The sequence below is a fragment of the Microbulbifer variabilis genome (genome assembly GCF_020524905.1).
Classification (GTDB): domain Bacteria; phylum Pseudomonadota; class Gammaproteobacteria; order Pseudomonadales; family Cellvibrionaceae; genus Microbulbifer; species Microbulbifer variabilis_A.
In genome coordinates this window covers 469,814-487,243 of sequence record NZ_JAIVKI010000002.1, presented here as the reverse complement: position 1 = coordinate 487,243, position 17,430 = coordinate 469,814, and the positions used below count along the sequence as shown (strand labels likewise).

Sequence of the window (17,430 nt, the reverse complement as noted above, 5' to 3'; positions counted from 1 at the left end):
TCACGGGCTCGGGGAAGTCTTTAATCGAGGCAGTCTACCGGGCACTCTGTCGAAATTTAAAACGCGGATAACCAAGCGCCGGTTTTCCTTCTGCCCGTTCTTACTTTCGTTATCGGCAATGGGATCGGTATCGCCATAGCCTTGGGCACGCATGCGCTCAGCATCAATACCGCGCTCGATAAGGAAATTGCGCACCCAGTCTGCACGCCTCTGGGATAGGTGCAGGTTTTTCTTCGGGTCGCCGACGTTGTCGGTATGACCCTCAATCGCAATGCGCATTTCAGGGAAATCGCGCATGATCACCAAAAGCGCTTCCAGATCGGCGATGCTGTCCATACGCGGTGCGAAGCCACCAAAGTCAAACTCCAAACGCAACCTAAAAATATCCCTGCCTTTACGTGAATTTCCACGCAAAAAACGCACCAAATCATCGGCGAAAGGGGCCGCCTGACGCGCCTCTTTCTCACTTTCTCCGGACTGCACCGCAGAGTGAGGCTCAAGCACGTATTTCCTGTTGGGATCGGGGTTGGGACAGCCGGCAAGAAGCAGCACCAGCAGGGCGAGGTAGCAGACGAATAAAGGCTTGCCCGCCATAGACAGAACTTCCGGTTTGCAGACGTCAAATTCAGTGTAGAACAAGCTGCCGGCGGGAGGGGAAGTCTAGCCGTTAGAGAAAATTCAGCACCGCCATCATATCGTTGACCACCTGGGCACCGCGCTGCTCCAACTGCGGCGCTCTCTGACTATGGGTGCTGTAGCCAATTACGCGCATACCGGCGGCCACTGCCGCTTCCACACCGGCGATGGAGTCTTCCACCACCAGGCAGCGCTCTGGCTCCACCCCCATGTTGGTAGCCGCATGTAGGAACAGCTCCGGCCAGGGCTTGCCGCGGGAAACATCCTCGGCACTGAAGATCCTGCCGTTGAAGTAGTCGTAGAGACCGGTTTTACTCAGGGTCAGCTGCATCTTCTGGTGGGAACCCGATGAGGCCACGCAGCTGCGCATGCCGATCTGCTGCAAGTGATCAAGCAAGTCTTCAATACCGGCTACGGGTTCCAGCTCCGCGTGGAATGCCTCGCGAATACGCCGCTCGGTATTGCCAAAATAATTATCCGGCAAGGGGCCGCCAAAACGCTTCTCAATTTCCAATAAACAGTCCCTGGCGGGCCGGCCACTGAACTGTTCATCCAGCTCCTGCGCAGTCGTGTCCATACCCAGCTTATTCATTTCTTCAGCCAAGATGCGGCAGACGATACTTTCGCTGTCCACCAGCACACCGTCGCAATCAAAAATGATCAAATCTGTGGAAGACATGGGACCCCGTAAAATCAGCGTGCGGAGAGCAGCATAATACCGATAACCACACCGAGTATTCCGCTGATACGCAAAAAGTTTTCATTGCCCTGGGAGATTTTGATCGCCAGCGTTTTGCCGCGCTCGAAACCAATTTGCAGCATATAGGCACCACTCAGCAGTACCAATACACCTAAGGCGTTGAAGAGGATATACCAGTTGCGTGTGTCGGCGACCAACAGTAGAAAAAGGCCGACAAGAATGCGCAACCAGGCGGAAAAGAAATAGCCGGTTTCGCTTAGTCGCTCACTGATGGTTTGCGCCAATTTGGGCTTGGCAATAACCGCCACTGATAACAGGACAATCGCAATACCCAATAACCCTACAAGCACTCGAATCATAGTTTCCCTTCCTGGTTTTCATCCTATCCAATTTTGGATTGCGTCGGTTCCTATAGGTCTCCCCATTGGAACTGCAATACGGACAACGCGGCGATAGGCGCGGTTTCAGTGCGCATGACCCGTGGCCCCAAGCGTAGCGGCATAAAACCCTGGCTCAGGGCCAGATCAATTTCCGCCTGGGACAACCCACCCTCCGGTCCCACCAATAACAGGGCAGAATCCGGTTTGCCATTGTCCGCCTGCCAGCGGCGCAGATCCAGCTCGGTACGGTGGTGCAATACCAACTTAGTCTGCTGCGCACCCTGTTGGGTTGAGGTTTGTAAATACTGCGGGAGTTTTACCGGTTCGGCAATTTCCGGCAGCAGATTGCGCTCACACTGTTCACAAGCGCTAATGGCAATCTGGCGCCAGTGGCCGAGTTTTTTTTGCAGACGCTCACCAGACAGTTTGACCTCGCAGCGCTCGCTAAACAAAGGCTGTATGGACGCCACCCCAAGTTCTGTGGCCTTCTGTATGACCCAGTCGAAGCGGTCGCCCCGGGAAATACCAATCGCCAGGGTCAGAGCCAGTGGCGACTGACGATTGTCTTCATGAAATTCCCCAACACGCACCTGGGTGCGCTTACCGGTTACCAGCAACTCTGCGCTGTACTCGCCACCCAAACCATCAAACAGGGTGATCGGGTGGCCGGCACCGAGGCGCAGGACCTTTACTAAGTGCCGGGAGGCAGCCTCATCTAACTCGATTTGCGAAACACCGGCCAGGGCCTGTTGGGAGAAGATACGCGGGATGCGCATGGGCGAAGATCCTGTAAAACACTATAAAAAAGCCGACAGAGACGTCGGCGTTTTGTAGGCGGGTAGTTTAGGCATTTTTGCGCAGGGCAGGCAATGGCGGAGGGCCCCGCCATTGCTCGGAATGTGCATAGCGATCAGACCGTTTCCAGTGACACCGGGGTGTCAATTTGATCCTGGCGCTTGCTTTTCGGGCGCAATACTTCGATGACTTTGTATAAGTTCGGCACCAATAACAAGGTCACCGCAGTAGCGAAGAGAACGCCAAAGGCGAGGCTAATCACCATAGGAATCAGGAACTGCGCCTGGATAGAGCGCTCGAACATGATCGGCACCAGCCCGATAAAGGTAGTGATGGAGGTGAGAATAATTGGACGGAAACGGTCGCGCCCCGCCTGCACCACCGCATCCATCACCGCCCAACCCTGGGCGCGCAACTGGTTGATGCGGTCCATCAATACCAGGTTATCGTTCACCACGACTCCCGCCGCAGCGAGGAAGCCGAGCATGGACATGATGCTGATATCGTGGCCCATCAACAGGTGACCCACCACCGCACCAAAGAATCCAAACGGCACTGCGGTGAGGATCAACAGCGGCTGCGAGTAGGAGCGGAAGGCAATGGCCAGCAGTGCGTAAATGGCGAACAGGGACAATACGAAAAACGCCAAGATCGCACCGTTGAACTCTTCCTCCTCCTGCATTTCACCAGCGGTTCTCAGGGAGAAACCGGGGAACTGGCGCTCCAGCTCCGGCACCAGAGTCTCGCGCATATCCTTGAGAATTTCCTGTGCCGTAGAGGTGTTCGGCGTTAACTCGGCAAACACTCGCACAGTGCGCTCACGATTGTTGCGGCGGATGGTGGTATAACCGGGGACATAGACCGCATCGGCCACCGCAGAGAAGGGCACCTCTCCCTCCGCTGTGCGAATACGCACACGGCCCATCTGTTCTTCGCTGGCGCGTTCTTCCTGCGGATAGCGCACCATAACCCTCACATCCTCTCGACCACGGGGAATACGTTGCACCTCTTCTCCATAGAAACCCTGGCGCACCTGCCTGGCCACATCCGCAAGGTTGATACCCATGGTAGTGGCGTGGGGCTTCAGCTGGATTTCGATATCTCGACGCGCACTGGTGAGGTTGTCACGCACATCATAAACACCGGCGTAGCTGTTCATTTTCTTCTTGACTGCATCAGCAGCGGCGCGCAGTTCGTCCATATTTCCCGAAGCGGTGCTCAGGTTCAGGCTCATTCCATTACCGCCATCGTTGATGGTGGAATCGATTTTCATATCCTCGACACTGGCCGGCATTTCACCGATTAGCTCGCGCCAACGCAAAGCCAGGGTTTTGGAAGTCACATCGCGCGATTCACCATCGGTAAGCTGCAAGAGAACATAGATATTACCGCGCCAGTTGAACACCATGGAGTTCATCACAAAGGACTCGCCGTTGTTCTGTTTCAGCATTTCCTCATCGGTGGCGAGCTTGTCCGCAGCGGCCAGTATCTGGTTCATCACCCGCTCCGACTCCCGGAAAGGCTCGCCATCGGCCATGCTGACTCTCAATTCCAGTAGATCTGAAGGTACCTGTGGTGAGAAGGAAGAGCCCACATAACCACTCACAAATACTGCAATTGAAAGTCCCAGCGCCAACAGGAAACCCATTACCGTGGTGCGGCTATTGCTGAGAGATTTCTGCAATAGCGGCAGGTAATAATTTTCACTGGCGCTTGCCATACCCCTGGCGAAGTATCCACGCAACTTTTGCAGCTTGATACCCAAGCGAGATTTGGCCGGTTGCTCAGGTTTCATACCCACTAAGTGCGCGGGCAGGATCAGCAAGGATTCCACCAGGGAGAACCCAAGACACAGCAACACCACCACCGGCAGGGCCAGCATCATTTGTGCGGTATAACCCGGCAGGAACAGCATGGGAATAAAGAACACCATGGTGGAGGTGACTGCGAAAATTACCGGAGCGGAGACTTGCTTCACCCCCTCTTCAGCCGCAGCCAGGCCGGTAATACCGCGATCGTGGGCCGCGTGTACCGCCTCTCCCACAATAATCGCATCGTCCACTACAATCCCGAGAATCAGCAGAAAGGCAAACAGCGACAACATATTCAGGCTGACCCCGGTAATCGGCAATAGCCAGAAGGTACCGAGAAAAGCCACAATAATGCCCGCTGTCACCCACATCGCCAGTGCCGGGCGCAGGAACAGCATCAGCATGATAAAGACCATGACGAAGCCGCTCAGGGCGTTGGTGGTGAGCAGGTTCATACGGCCTTCAAAGGCCTTGGAGAAATCGAACCAAACGTCGAACTCCATCCCTGGTGGCAATTGGGTACGGGTCTCCGCCATAAACGCCTTGATCCGCTCGGCGGTGCCCACCACATCCAGCGGCTCACCTTGGACTACACGCAGGTTCATGGCCGGATTGCCATTAAAGAGAATAACGTTGTTGTACTCTTCAAAGCCGTCGCGCACCTTGGCCACATCGCGCAACAGCAGCACCGAACCATCTGCACGGCTGACTACCGGAATACGCTCGAAGTCCTCGGCCGTATAGGCTTGACCGCGGGTCTGTACCTGGATATCGCCGCGATCCGAACGCACCATACCTGCGGGCAGGTCGAGGGAAGAACGACGCACCGCATTGGCGACATCATTAAAGCTCAAGTTGTAGCGGCGCAGATCCAGCTCGGAAACCTCGATGGAAAGCTCATCCGGGCGCTCGCCCCAGATATCCACACGGCGCACGCCGGGGATCAGGGTGAGCTTATCGCGCAGATCCAGGGCGGTCTCCTTGAGCTGGCGCTCGGAGACCGGACCGCCGATAGCAATCATCATCAGCTGGGTATCCCACTCCTGCAGGCGAATCACCGGCCGTTCGATACCCTCGGGAAAGGTGTTGATACTATCAATCTGCACTTTGATATCGTTGAGCAGACGCAGCTCGTCATAGCCATCCACGGCCTGAATTTCGATGGAGGAATGGCTGCGGCGGGAGGCGGAGTTCACCTCCTTGATGCCCTTCACCTCGGAGATCGCCTCCTCCACACGCACGGTCACCTGCTGCTCGACCTCCGCCGGGCCAGCACCAGGGTAGGAAATTTCCACTTCGACAATGCCGGGCTGGATGGCCGGGAATACCTCCCGATCAATTCCCAAGATACCGAAAACGCCACCGATGATAATCATGATCATCAATAGGTTGGCGGCCTTACTATTGCGCGCAAACCAGGAAATGATGCCGTTCATTAGTGGCCTCCACGGGCAGCATTATTCGTCGCTGCGGTATCACCGGTGGTGGTTGCCTCGACTTCCGTATCACTCTTTACGCTGTCGATCAGGCCGGCCGGTTTTTCGTTGAGCGGATTAGCGGAGAGCGCCATACCTTCACGTGAATAACCCAGGCTGGAAACCACCACCCGATCACCGACGGCAATATCGCCGCGCAACCACACCTTGTCACCGATGCTCTGCAGCAATTCCACGGTTTTAAAAACCAGCTTGCTCTCATCGTTCAATACCAGCAGGTGATCCCCTTCATGCAGGGCCTGGCGCGGCAATATCACCACATCGTCCAGTGTGCGACCGGCAATATCTGCTTCCACAAATAAACCGTTCATCAAGGGAACATCGCCCTCGTAGGGGTTCTGCACCTGCGCCACGGCATAAATAAAACGGCTGTTGGTATCAATACTGGCCTCGGTGCGCACCAACTTGGCACGCCACTCGCGCTCGCGCCCAGCTACAACAGCCTGCAGGCGCACTTCGGGGCCACGCGCAAAGGATTTACCCAGAGGCAGATCCAGCAATGCCAGTTGCTGGTCGGTGAGAGGTAAACGCACTTCGGCGATACCGGTGCTGTGAATTTTTGCCAAGGGTGTACCGGGGGTGATGTACTGGCCCAGGTCCACATAGGTTTCCACAACGCGCCCGGCAAATGGCGTTTTCACAGCGGTGCGCGCCAGATCCAGCTTGGCCTGGTCGCGATCCGCACGCGCGGCAGCCACTGCGGCTTCGGCGGCCTGTAAGTGGGGCTTGCGCAGGAACAGTGCGTTGGCGGTTTCGCTGCCCAGGTCGCGCCATTCGCGCTTGGCCTGTTTAGCGCGGCCCTGCTCTTGCGCCAGGGCGGACTTGGCATCGGCCAGCTGCGATTCGGCGCGGGTCACTTTGTGGATGTAGTCCGCCTGTTCAAGCTGGAGCAGCGATTCCCCTTCGGTAAAGAAGCCACCGGGAACAAAGGCCTCCCCCACACCTTCAATGACACCGCCGACACGAGCCACCACTTCGATTTCATGGCGGGCATGCACCGTGCCCTGGCTAGGCACCAACAGAGTCTGGCGCCCCGGCTCCGCATACAGGACATCCGCCACTGGCGGCACCACCGCTTCCGGTGGTTTTTCTTCCGGCTTCGGTTTCAATAACACCACCGCAGTAATGGCGGCCACCCCAATAGCCAAAACGGTAAATAAAAGCTTGTTCTTGCTCGACACTTTCACAGGCACCCTCTACCCCATTCTGTGACCGAAACTGGTCAAATTTTAATTAGCGCGCATTCTACTGGAGTTCGACGCAGATAAGAGTCGATTTGGATGCAGGTCGCCGCAAGAGTTTGTGCCTTATCGCAAACCTTCCTCGCCGGGCTCGGGTAACGCATAATGCCCGCCCCAATTTACCGTTGCAGGAGAGACAGCGGGCCGCGCAAAGCCAAGGAAACCGACGGGCTATTTCCCGGTCAAACGCCGCTCCTTAAGGTACGAACCCCCGGAAAACGGATATAGACATCACATGCTGGATATCAACGCTCGCATCGCCGAAGAACTCAACGTACGTCCCCAACAGGTTACCGCCGCAGTATCCCTGCTGGATGAAGGCGCCACGGTGCCTTTTATTGCCCGCTACCGGAAAGAAGTCACGGGGGCCCTGGACGACACCCAATTACGTACCCTGGAGGAGCGCCTGCGCTACCTGCGTGAGCTGGAAGAGCGCCGCGCAAGCATCCTCAAGAGTATTGATGAGCAGGGCAAACTCACCGCGGAATTGGCGCAACAAATCAATGGCGCTGACACTAAGAATCGTCTAGAAGATCTTTACCTGCCCTACAAACCCAAGCGCCGCACCAAAGGGCAAATCGCCATCGAAGCGGGTCTCGAACCCCTCGCCGACGCCTTGATTAACGACCCATCCCTCGACCCCGCCGCAGAAGCACAGCAATATCTCAACAGCGATCACGAAGACGCCTCCCTTCAGGTCAAAGACATCAAAGCCGCACTTGATGGAGCCAAATTTATCCTGATGGAACGCTTTGCCGAAGATGCCGAACTGCTGGGCAAACTGCGGGATTTCCTCAAGCGCGATGGCCAGGTCAAGTCCAAGTTGTTGGATGGTAAAGAGGAAGAGGGGGCCAAATTCCGCGATTATTTCGAATACGCCGAAGACTGGTCCAAGGTGCCATCACACCGCGCCCTGGCGATTTTCCGCGGCCGTAATGAAGGCATTCTCGCCATTAGTGTTGGATTGCCCGAAGAGGAGGGCGCTTCAGCCACCGCCGGCCACCCCTGCGAAACCATGATCGCCAGGCACTTTGATATTACCGATGAAGGCCGCCCGGCGGACAAATGGCTCGGCGAAGTGGTGCGCTGGACCTGGCGTATCAAGCTACTTACCGCGCTGGAAACCGACCTGTTGGGAGAACTGCGCGAAAAAGCGGAAGAGGAAGCCATCAAGGTCTTCTCCCGCAACCTCAAAGATCTGCTGTTGGCCGCACCTGCCGGACACAAGGCCACTATCGGCCTGGACCCGGGCCTGCGCACCGGTGTGAAAGTGGCGGTAGTGGATGCCACCGGCAAGATACTGGATCACACCGCCATCTTCCCCAACCCGCCGCAGAACCGTCACCAGGAATCTGCTGCGGTTATTGCCGCCCTGTGTAACAAATACAACGTCGGCCTAATTGCCATCGGCAACGGCACTGCCAGTCGCGAGACCGATAAATTTGTCGGCGAAACCATCAAACAATACAAGCTCAGTGCACAAAAAGTGGTTGTGAATGAGGCCGGCGCCTCCGTGTACTCCGCCTCCGAATTCGCCGCGCGGGAATTCCCCGATCTGGATGTCACCATCCGTGGAGCCATCTCTATCGCCCGTCGCCTGCAAGACCCGCTGGCTGAACTGGTGAAGATCGAGCCCAAGTCAATCGGCGTTGGCCAGTACCAGCATGATGTTTCACAGACCCAGCTGGCGCGCTCTCTCGACGCCGTGGTGGAAGACTGTGTAAACGGTGTTGGTGCCGAATTGAATTCCGCCTCGGCGCCGTTGTTGGCTAAAGTTTCCGGCCTGACCGCCTCCATCGCCAGCAATATTGTCAGCTACCGCGACCAGCACGGCGCTTTTAAAAACCGCAAACAGCTGCTGGAAGTACCGCGCCTTGGGCCCAAGGCCTTCGAGCAGGCCGCCGGCTTCCTGCGAATTAACAATGGCGAAAACCCGCTGGATAAATCCGGCGTGCACCCCGAATCCTATATCGTGGTGAAACGCATCGCCGAGAAAAACAGCCGCGAGATCAATAGCCTGATCGGCGACTCCGCCTTCCTGCGTCGCCTCAATCCAGCGGATTACACCGATGAGAAATTCGGTGTGCCAACCGTTACCGATATCATCGCCGAACTGGAAAAACCCGGCCGCGACCCGCGCCCGGAATTCCGCACTGCGCGCTTCGAAGAGGGTGTCGAGGAAATCAAAGACCTGCGCCCCGCCATGGTATTGGAGGGTACGGTTACCAACGTCACCAACTTCGGTGCGTTTGTGGATATCGGTGTACACCAGGATGGACTGGTCCATATCTCCGCGCTTTCAGAAAAGTTCGTCAAAGACCCTCACGAGGTGGTTAAAGCCGGCGATATCGTCAAAGTCAAAGTGATGGAAGTGGATGTCGCACGCAAGCGCATCGGTCTTTCCATGCGCCTCTCCGACGAACCCGGCGAGCAGGGCGACGGTGGTATCAATAAAGGCGACCAGCGGGAAAACCGCCAGGCCCAGCGCTATAACAAGCAACAAGGCAATCGGCAACAGAAGGGCGGCCAAGGGAATAGCCGTGGCAGCATGGGCGACCTGTTAATGGCGGCAATGAAGAATAAAAAGTAAAACGACTTGTCAACGAAAAAGGGCGATCAAATGATCGCCCTTTTTCGTTTAATTAAATATAAAAACGAACTGAAAACTAGCATTTACGATTATTCCGCAGAAAATGCTTCTGGTAACTCACTGGTAAAACTTAAGAGCTCTTGAGTCTCTGGATGAACAAATTCCAGCGCACTCGCTTGTAGTAATAATCTCGGGGCCGCAGCTAAGGCTTCTGAGTGTGCATAGAATGGATCACCCAATATCGGGTGTCCCATCGCCTGCATATGCACCCGCAGCTGATGAGAACGGCCTGTCACCGGCAAGAGGCGCAGTAAGCTGCTGTCTACCGTGCTCGATATTTTTTCCCAACGCGTGAGAGAGGGCTTACCCACCTCATGATCTACTTTTTGTTTTGGCCTGTTTGGCCAGTCACAAATCAGGGGCAGATCCACCTCACCTGAGTCTGCAGTGGGTACCCCCCACACTCTGGCAATATAGGTTTTATCGACCTTGCGATTTTGAAAGAGTGTGCTGAGTTTGCGGTGAACTTCAGGACTCCGCGCCATTACCAACAGACCTGAGGTATCCATATCCAGGCGGTGCACTATCAGTGCTTCCGGGTAGTTTTTTTGTACCCTGCTCGCCAGGCTGTCTTTATGGGCTGGATCTCTGCCAGGCACACTGAGGAGACCGCTGGGTTTATTTAATATTAGAAGGAAGGAATCCTGATAAATCACCGATAAAAAAGGCTCAGTTGGCGGGCAATATTTTCGCATTAATTAACTCTTACAACCTGCTAAATGCTACTGCCCACACCCAGTGGCAATATCAAACTATCAAGGAAACTATTGGGCTTCGAGGCCCAGGGCCTTTAAAATACTCTCTGAGGCGCCAATCTGATTCATCGTATAAAAATGCAATCCCGGTGCCCCCCCCTCTAATAGGGTTTCGCACAGGTCGGTAACCACTTCGAGACCCAGCTTGCGGATATCATCTGGGTTGCGATAACTCTCCATGCGTTTTTTCAACCAGCGCGGAATTTCAGCCCCGCAGTTGCGAGAAAAACGCACTAAATTATCGAAGTTGATAATTGGCATAATCCCCGGATAAATCGGTGCGTTGATACCGGCTTTTTCACACTGATCTATAAAGTAAAAGTAGGAATCGGGATTATAAAAATATTGAGTCAGGGCACTATTGGCTCCCGCCTCAAACTTCCCTTTTAGAAAGCGTATATCATCGTCATAACTGTTGGATTCCGGGTGAATTTCCGGATAGGCGGCGACTTCCAGGTGGAAGTGGTCACCGGTATGGCGGCGGATAAAGGCCACCAGCTCATTCGCATAGACCAATTGCGCCACAGCACCCATCCCAGAGGGCATATCCCCACGCAAGGCGACAATACGATTTACACCGGCCTCTTTGTAGGTACTTAACAGTCCGAGAATGGTTTCTTCATTGTCACCACCAAATGACAGGTGCGGTGCGATGGAAATACCATCTTTGCGCATATTGGTAACAATATTGACAGTAGTTTCACGAGTGGTGCCACCGGCACCATAAGTGACTGAAAAAAATTCGGGATTAAACGCCTGTAAAGCCTCGCGGGTTTTATACAGCTTGGCGCGACCTTCGGGGGTTTTGGGTGGGAAAAATTCGAAACTGATGCGAATGGGATTTTTCATTATATTTTCCAGGCCCTCCGAAATTCAGGTGCCGGCACAGCCGGCACCTTCTATGAGGGTATTAGTATTTATAACTTTCGGGCTTGAAGGGGCCGTCGACAGAAACACCGATATATTTGGCCTGCTCCTCGGTCATACGGGTAATCACACCGTCGAAGCCTTCCACCATATAGCGGGCCACTTCCTCATCGAGGTGTTTGGGCAATACTTTGACGTAGAGTGCAGACACTTTTTGGTCAGAGGGCAGGTCGGCAAATTTCTCTTCAAACAGGTGAATTTGTGCGAGAACCTGGTTGGCGAATGAACCGTCCATAATACGACTGGGGTGGCCGGTGGCGTTGCCCAGATTTACCAGGCGGCCTTCGGACAACAGCAGCAGGTGGTCATTGGTTTCACGATTGCGCACTATCTTATGCACCTGGGGCTTCACTTCCTGCCACTCCCAGTTCTCACGCATAAAGGCGGTATCGATTTCATTATCGAAGTGGCCGATGTTGGAAACTACGGCGCCGCTCTTTAGCGCTGCAAGCATATGCTTGTCGCATACATTGGCATTACCAGTGGTGGTTACGATCAGGTCGGTATTCGCCAGCAGCTCTTTATTAATGCCTTCGGCAGTACCGGTGTTGATACCGTCAATATAGGGAGAAACCAGCTCGAAGCCATCCATACAGGCCTGCATGGCACAAATTGGATCCACCTCGGATACCTTGACGATCATACCTTCCTGGCGCAGGGAAGCAGCGGAGCCTTTACCCACGTCACCGTAACCGATAACCAGCGCTTTCTTACCCGCCAGCAGATGGTCGGTGGCGCGCTTGATAGCATCGTTCAGGCTGTGGCGACAGCCGTATTTATTGTCGTTTTTACTCTTGGTTACGGCATCGTTGACGTTGATCGCCGGAACCTTGAGGGTGCCATCGCGCAGCATTTCCTGCAGGCGGTGTACACCAGTGGTGGTCTCTTCACTGATACCGTGACAGTTGTTCAGAATGCCGGGGTATTTGCGGTGCAGAAGCTCAGTCAGGTCGCCACCGTCATCCAGAATCATATTCGGGCGCCAGCCGGCAACATCGGCCCCCACGGTGCGCTCCAAACACCACTCGTACTCTTCCTCGGTTTCACCCTTCCAGGCAAACACGGGAATACCACTCGCGGCGATAGCAGCGGCAGCGTGGTCCTGAGTGGAGAAAATATTGCAGGAAGACCAGCGCACTTGCGCACCCAGAGCGACCAGAGTTTCGATCAGCACCGCGGTCTGGATGGTCATGTGAATACAGCCCATAACGTGCGCTCCGGCGAGAGGCTGCTGTGCACGGTATTTCTCCCGCAGGGTCATCAGTGCCGGCATTTCACCTTCGGCAATCTCAATTTCACGACGGCCCCAATCGGCCAGAGAGATATCCGCGATCTTAAAATCTTTAAATTCAGTGCTCATTTCATTCATTCTTTTTCAGTTCCAATAACATTCTTCTTTCGCTAAGAGACGCCGCAGCGCTTCCTCACAGCAGCCCCAGGTTGAACCTGCGATTACAAGGGAATTACAGACCTGCCTGGGCACGCAGAGCATCGACTTTATCGGTCTTCTCCCAGGGGAAGGCAGTGAAGGTTTCACTGCGCGCCTGGCCGTTGCTATCGATCCAGTTATAGGTGTGGGTAAAAGGGTCGCGGCCAAAGTGTCCGTAAGCTGCGGTCAACTGATACATGGGGTGCAGTAGGTCGAGGGACTTGGAAATAGCATAGGGACGCAGGTCGAAATTTTCACGAACCAGCTCCACCAGTTTTTCTTCGGAGACTGCACCTGTACCAAAGGTATTGATGGCAACAGAGGTGGGCTCGGCAACGCCAATGGCATAGGACACCTGGATTTCACAGCGCTTGGCCAAACCCGCGGCGACAATATTCTTGGCTACGTAGCGGCCGGCATAAGCAGCGGAGCGGTCCACTTTGGACGGGTCCTTACCGGAGAAGGCACCGCCGCCATGGCGCGCAGAGCCACCGTAGGTATCCACAATAATCTTGCGCCCGGTCAGGCCACAGTCACCGACGGGGCCGCCAATCACAAAATTACCGGTGGGGTTAATATGGAACTTGGTGTCCTTGTGTAGCCATTCGGCCGGCAAAGTGTGGTGTACGATCAACTCCATCACCGCATCGCGCAGGTCGGCCTGGCTCACATCGGGATTGTGCTGGGTGGAGAGCACCACCGCATCGATAGCGCAGGGACGGCCCTGGTCGTCGTAGCGAAAAGTGAGCTGGCTCTTGGCATCGGGGCGCAACCAGGGCAGTAGGCCGGACTTGCGCGCTTCCGCTTGGCGTTCCACCAGACGGTGAGAGTAGTAGATGGGCGCCGGCATAAAAGTAGGGGTTTCATTGGTGGCGTAACCAAACATCAGGCCCTGGTCGCCGGCACCCTGGTCTTCCGGCTTGGCGCGATCGACACCCTGGGCAATGTCCAGGGACTGCTTGCCGATGACGTTGATCACACCACAGGTTTCCCCGTCGTAACCCACGTCAGAGGAGGTGTAGCCGATATCGGTAATCACCTTGCGCACCAGTTCCTCCAGGTCGACCCAGGCGGAGGTGGAGATTTCCCCAGCGATGACCGCAATACCGGTCTTCACCAAAGTTTCACAGGCAACGCGCGCCTGCTTGTCACGAGCCAACAGAGCATCCAATACCGCGTCGGAAATTTGGTCGGCAATTTTATCCGGGTGCCCTTCAGACACGGATTCCGAGGTAAACAGTTTGTATTCACTCATGTGAGAGTCTCCATGTGTTCCGCCGCGGGCGGTTAGCAAAATTCTTGTCCTGACGATCGACTGCAGTCGTCAGGGTTTTACAAATTCTCTGATCTGGATCTGAAAGCCATTGCGCAGCGCGCTGTAGACACTGCGACCATCACTTAAACCGGCAGTTTGCGCCCACAGGCTCAGCTGTTCGGGGGCAAATCCCAGCCATAGATCGCCACAAGCTTCCCGCGCCCAGTCCTGACCGTGCTCCTGCAGCTCTGCCACCAACAACTGGCCACCGCTTTTCAGGGCACCCTGCAAGTCCTGGAATATCTGCGCGGGATCGGGAGTGTGGTGCAGCACCATATTCACCACAATGCTGTCGGCGCTGGCTGGCCGTGCCGCTGCAGCACGGGTATCACCACAGACAAATTCGATATTGGCCAGATCCTGCTCATCGGCGAATGCCTGGGCGCGCTCCAACATGGCTGAAGACAGGTCCAGAGCGGTGACTGTGGCAAAGCGCAGGGACAACTCCTGTAGGAACTCCCCCTCGCCAGGCCCCACTTCCAGGGCGTGGCGGCCAGAATTGAGCAGCTGCGCCACCTGCGGGCCATACACGCTGTAACTGGCGATCAGCTCCTGCTGCTCGCGGAAGCGATTGCCATAATCTGCAAAGAAGCGGCGCGAGGCTTCGGCGCGCTCTTCCGAGATACGCGCCACTGATTGAGCCCGCGCATCAGATAACGGCAACTGATCCAGATTGGCGAACAGCTGTGCGAGCAGAGGCGTGGTACCTGTACGCCGGTAAAAGAGGTTGTTGCCCTCGCGACGTTTACTCACCAGCCCCGCCTGGGCAAGCACCTTGAGGTGGTGGCTCAGGGCTGGCTGGCGCAGATCAAAAATTCGGCAAAGCTCGAGCACGCTGTAGGAGTCCTGGCTGAGCAGGCGCAATATCTCCAGGCGCAGGGGATCGCCAGCAGCTTTCAGGGTCGCCGCCAGCTGGGGAATCTCCGTGCTTGGGCCGGATTGAGATAGGGACTGGATTTCAGACATGCCGACGAGTCTAGCAGGCACACCTCACTATATCAAAGAACTTTGATATAGCTTTATAAAATTATTTTGATGTAGGTGCTTGTAGCCACCATCTGCACATTGACCAGAGCAATTGTTGCTTCACTTAATAGCAATTTCCCCCGCAAGCCTTTGCGTGAAGCACACCTTTACGGGAAAATACGCCCCCATTTTGTCGCTGTGGGAAAAGCCTATAGAGCGCCCTGCGGCCATCCGAAAATCAGAGAGTTCTTCCTATGTCTTCTACTCCCTCTCGCACAGACAAGGCCAACGCTATCCGCGCCCTGTCGATGGACGCCGTCCAGAAAGCCAACAGCGGCCACCCCGGTGCGCCTATGGGTATGGCGGATATCGCCGAAGTGCTGTGGAATGACTACCTGAAGCACAACCCGGCCAATCCCGAGTGGGCCGACCGCGACCGCTTTGTGCTTTCCAACGGCCACGGCTCCATGCTGCTGTACTCACTGCTGCACCTGTCCGGCTACGACCTGCCGATCGAAGAGTTAAAGAATTTCCGCCAGATGCATTCCAAAACCCCGGGCCACCCGGAGTACGGTTACGCACCTGGTGTTGAGACCACTACCGGCCCTCTCGGCCAGGGCATTACCAATGCCGTAGGTATGGCATTGGCCGAAAAAGTACTGGCGGCACAGTTCAACCGTCCGGGTTACGAGCTGGTCGACCACCACACCTATGTATTTATGGGTGACGGCTGTTTAATGGAAGGCGTTTCCCACGAGGCCTGCTCCCTGGCCGGTACCCTGGGTCTGGGCAAATTGATCGCTTTCTACGATGACAATGGCATCTCCATCGACGGAGAAGTGGAAGGCTGGTTTACCGACGACACGCCCAAGCGCTTCGAATCCTATGGCTGGCACGTTATCCCCAATGTGGATGGCCACGACGCCACCGCGATTAAAGCCGCCATCGAGGAGGCTCGCGCCAACAGCGACAAGCCCACCATTATCTGCTGTAAAACCGTGATCGGCTTCGGCTCCCCCAACAAGCAGGGCCGTGAGGAATGTCACGGCGCACCTCTGGGTGATGACGAAATCTCCCTGGTACGCGAAACACTCGGCTGGGCGCACGCCCCCTTCGAAATCCCCGCGGAGATCTACGCTGAGTGGGATGCCAAGCCCAAGGGTGAAGCGCAGGAAGACGAGTGGAAAGATATTTTTGCCGACTACCGCGAAGAGTTCCCCGAGCTGGCCGCCGAATTCGAGCGCCGTATGAGTGGCGAACTGCCCGCAGACTTCCTCGCAAAAGCCGATGACTACATCCAACAGTGCCAGGATGATGCGCAAAAAATCGCTTCGCGCAAGGCGAGCCAAAATGCACTGAACGCCTATGGTCCACTGCTGCCGGAATTCCTCGGTGGTTCCGCCGACCTGGCCGGCTCCAACCTCACCATCTGGTCCGGCTCCAAGGGCGTCAGCGCCGAAGACGCCTCCGGTAACTACGTCTACTACGGCGTGCGTGAATTCGGCATGAGCGCCATGATGAACGGCATCGCCCTGCACGGCGGTTTCGTCCCCTATGGCGCCACTTTCCTGATGTTTATGGAATACGCTCGCAACGCCGTGCGAATGGCCGCACTGATGAAGCAGCGCGTGATCTTTGTCTATACCCATGACTCCATCGGCCTCGGTGAAGACGGCCCCACCCACCAGCCGGTTGAGCAGCTGAGCGCTTTGCGCTCTACCCCCAATCTGCACACCTGGCGCCCCTGCGATGCCACCGAATCCGCAGTGAGCTGGAAGATGGCTATCGCACGCAAAGATGGCCCCAGCACCCTGATATTCAGCCGTCAGGGCCTGGCACCGCAGCCACGCAATGCCGTACAGCTGTCCCAGGTAGAGAAGGGCGGCTATGTACTGTCTGACTGCGACGGTACCCCGGAAGCAATCATTATCGCCACCGGCTCCGAAGTGGAACTGGCCATGGCCGCCAAAGAGAAGCTCGCGGGCAAGAAAGTGCGCGTGGTCTCCATGCCCTGCGCCGAAGCCTTTATGGAACAGGACGAGTCTTACCGCGAATCGGTACTGCCCTCCGCCGTGCGCGCCCGCGTGGCCGTAGAGGCCAGCCACCAGGATTACTGGTATAAATTCGTCGGCTTTGACGGCGCCATTATCGGTATGAGCAGCTTCGGCGAGTCCGCCCCCGGCGACGAACTGATGCGCCACTTCGGTTTTACTGTGGAAAATGTGGTGGAAACTGTCGAGAAAGTACTGAACTAATTTCAGCGCTTAAACCAGGCTCCCCTTGCGCTCTGTGTCGCGGGGGGTGCCTCGGCGACGCCTTTAATTCCTAT

13 protein-coding genes are annotated in these 17,430 nt (G+C 55.8%); 2 read left to right on the top strand and 11 right to left on the bottom strand.

The annotated features are described in order from the left end of the window. The 6 genes from LC073_RS05155 to LC073_RS05130 form a co-directional block, all read right to left on the bottom strand. A complete protein-coding gene (locus LC073_RS05155; protein WP_226644336.1) occupies window positions 1-594 on the bottom strand; it encodes an OmpA family protein in 594 nt (197 codons plus the stop codon). A 73-nt stretch (window positions 595-667) separates the two neighbouring features. Further along, complete coding sequence (locus tag LC073_RS05150; RefSeq protein ID WP_226644334.1) at window positions 668-1,315, bottom strand: HAD family hydrolase; 648 nt, start codon at window positions 1,313-1,315, stop codon at window positions 668-670. A gap of 14 nt (window positions 1,316-1,329) precedes the next feature. After that, window positions 1,330-1,695 carry a hypothetical protein gene (locus LC073_RS05145; RefSeq protein WP_226644333.1) on the bottom strand — a complete coding sequence of 122 codons (366 nt, stop codon included), beginning with the start codon at window positions 1,693-1,695 and terminating at the stop codon, window positions 1,330-1,332. A gap of 50 nt (window positions 1,696-1,745) precedes the next feature. Continuing rightward, complete coding sequence (locus LC073_RS05140; protein WP_226644331.1) at window positions 1,746-2,492, bottom strand: 16S rRNA (uracil(1498)-N(3))-methyltransferase; 747 nt, start codon at window positions 2,490-2,492, stop codon at window positions 1,746-1,748. Window positions 2,493-2,626: 134 nt separating this feature from the next. Continuing rightward, window positions 2,627-5,758: an efflux RND transporter permease subunit gene (locus LC073_RS05135; protein ID WP_226644330.1), complete on the bottom strand. Its 3,132-nt coding sequence runs from the start codon at window positions 5,756-5,758 to the stop codon at window positions 2,627-2,629. Then, window positions 5,758-7,005 carry an efflux RND transporter periplasmic adaptor subunit gene (locus LC073_RS05130; protein WP_226644327.1) on the bottom strand — a complete coding sequence of 416 codons (1,248 nt, stop codon included), beginning with the start codon at window positions 7,003-7,005 and terminating at the stop codon, window positions 5,758-5,760. The genes LC073_RS05135 and LC073_RS05130 overlap by 1 nt, the downstream gene beginning before the upstream one ends. A gap of 289 nt (window positions 7,006-7,294) precedes the next feature. Here LC073_RS05130 and LC073_RS05125 point away from each other — a divergent pair, with 289 nt between their 5' ends. Beyond that, window positions 7,295-9,649, top strand: coding sequence for a Tex family protein (locus LC073_RS05125; RefSeq protein ID WP_226644323.1), 2,355 nt, complete (start codon window positions 7,295-7,297; stop codon window positions 9,647-9,649). Window positions 9,650-9,738: 89 nt separating this feature from the next. On the opposite strand, the gene LC073_RS05120 is transcribed toward LC073_RS05125, so the two are convergent. The 5 genes from LC073_RS05120 to LC073_RS05100 form a co-directional block, all read right to left on the bottom strand. After that, window positions 9,739-10,404 (bottom strand): pseudouridine synthase, encoded by a 666-nt coding sequence (locus LC073_RS05120; RefSeq protein WP_226644320.1) that lies wholly within the window; start codon window positions 10,402-10,404, stop codon window positions 9,739-9,741. Between the two features lie 69 nt (window positions 10,405-10,473). Then, window positions 10,474-11,313, bottom strand: a complete 840-nt coding sequence (gene metF, locus LC073_RS05115; protein ID WP_226644307.1) for a methylenetetrahydrofolate reductase [NAD(P)H] — start codon at window positions 11,311-11,313, stop codon at window positions 10,474-10,476. Window positions 11,314-11,374: 61 nt separating this feature from the next. Then, window positions 11,375-12,760 carry an adenosylhomocysteinase gene (gene ahcY, locus LC073_RS05110; RefSeq protein WP_226644304.1) on the bottom strand — a complete coding sequence of 462 codons (1,386 nt, stop codon included), beginning with the start codon at window positions 12,758-12,760 and terminating at the stop codon, window positions 11,375-11,377. A 94-nt stretch (window positions 12,761-12,854) separates the two neighbouring features. Then, entirely contained in the window at window positions 12,855-14,075 is a 1,221-nt protein-coding gene (gene metK, locus LC073_RS05105) for a methionine adenosyltransferase (protein ID WP_226644301.1), read from the bottom strand. Window positions 14,076-14,144: 69 nt separating this feature from the next. Further along, the gene (locus tag LC073_RS05100) at window positions 14,145-15,101 is read right to left on the bottom strand and encodes a metalloregulator ArsR/SmtB family transcription factor (protein ID WP_226644298.1); all 957 of its coding nucleotides are present in this window, start codon (window positions 15,099-15,101) and stop codon (window positions 14,145-14,147) included. A 254-nt stretch (window positions 15,102-15,355) separates the two neighbouring features. Between LC073_RS05100 and tkt the strand changes: the two genes are divergently transcribed. Then, entirely contained in the window at window positions 15,356-17,356 is a 2,001-nt protein-coding gene (tkt, locus tag LC073_RS05095; protein ID WP_226644296.1) for a transketolase, read from the top strand. The last annotated feature ends 74 nt before the right edge of the window (window positions 17,357-17,430 follow it).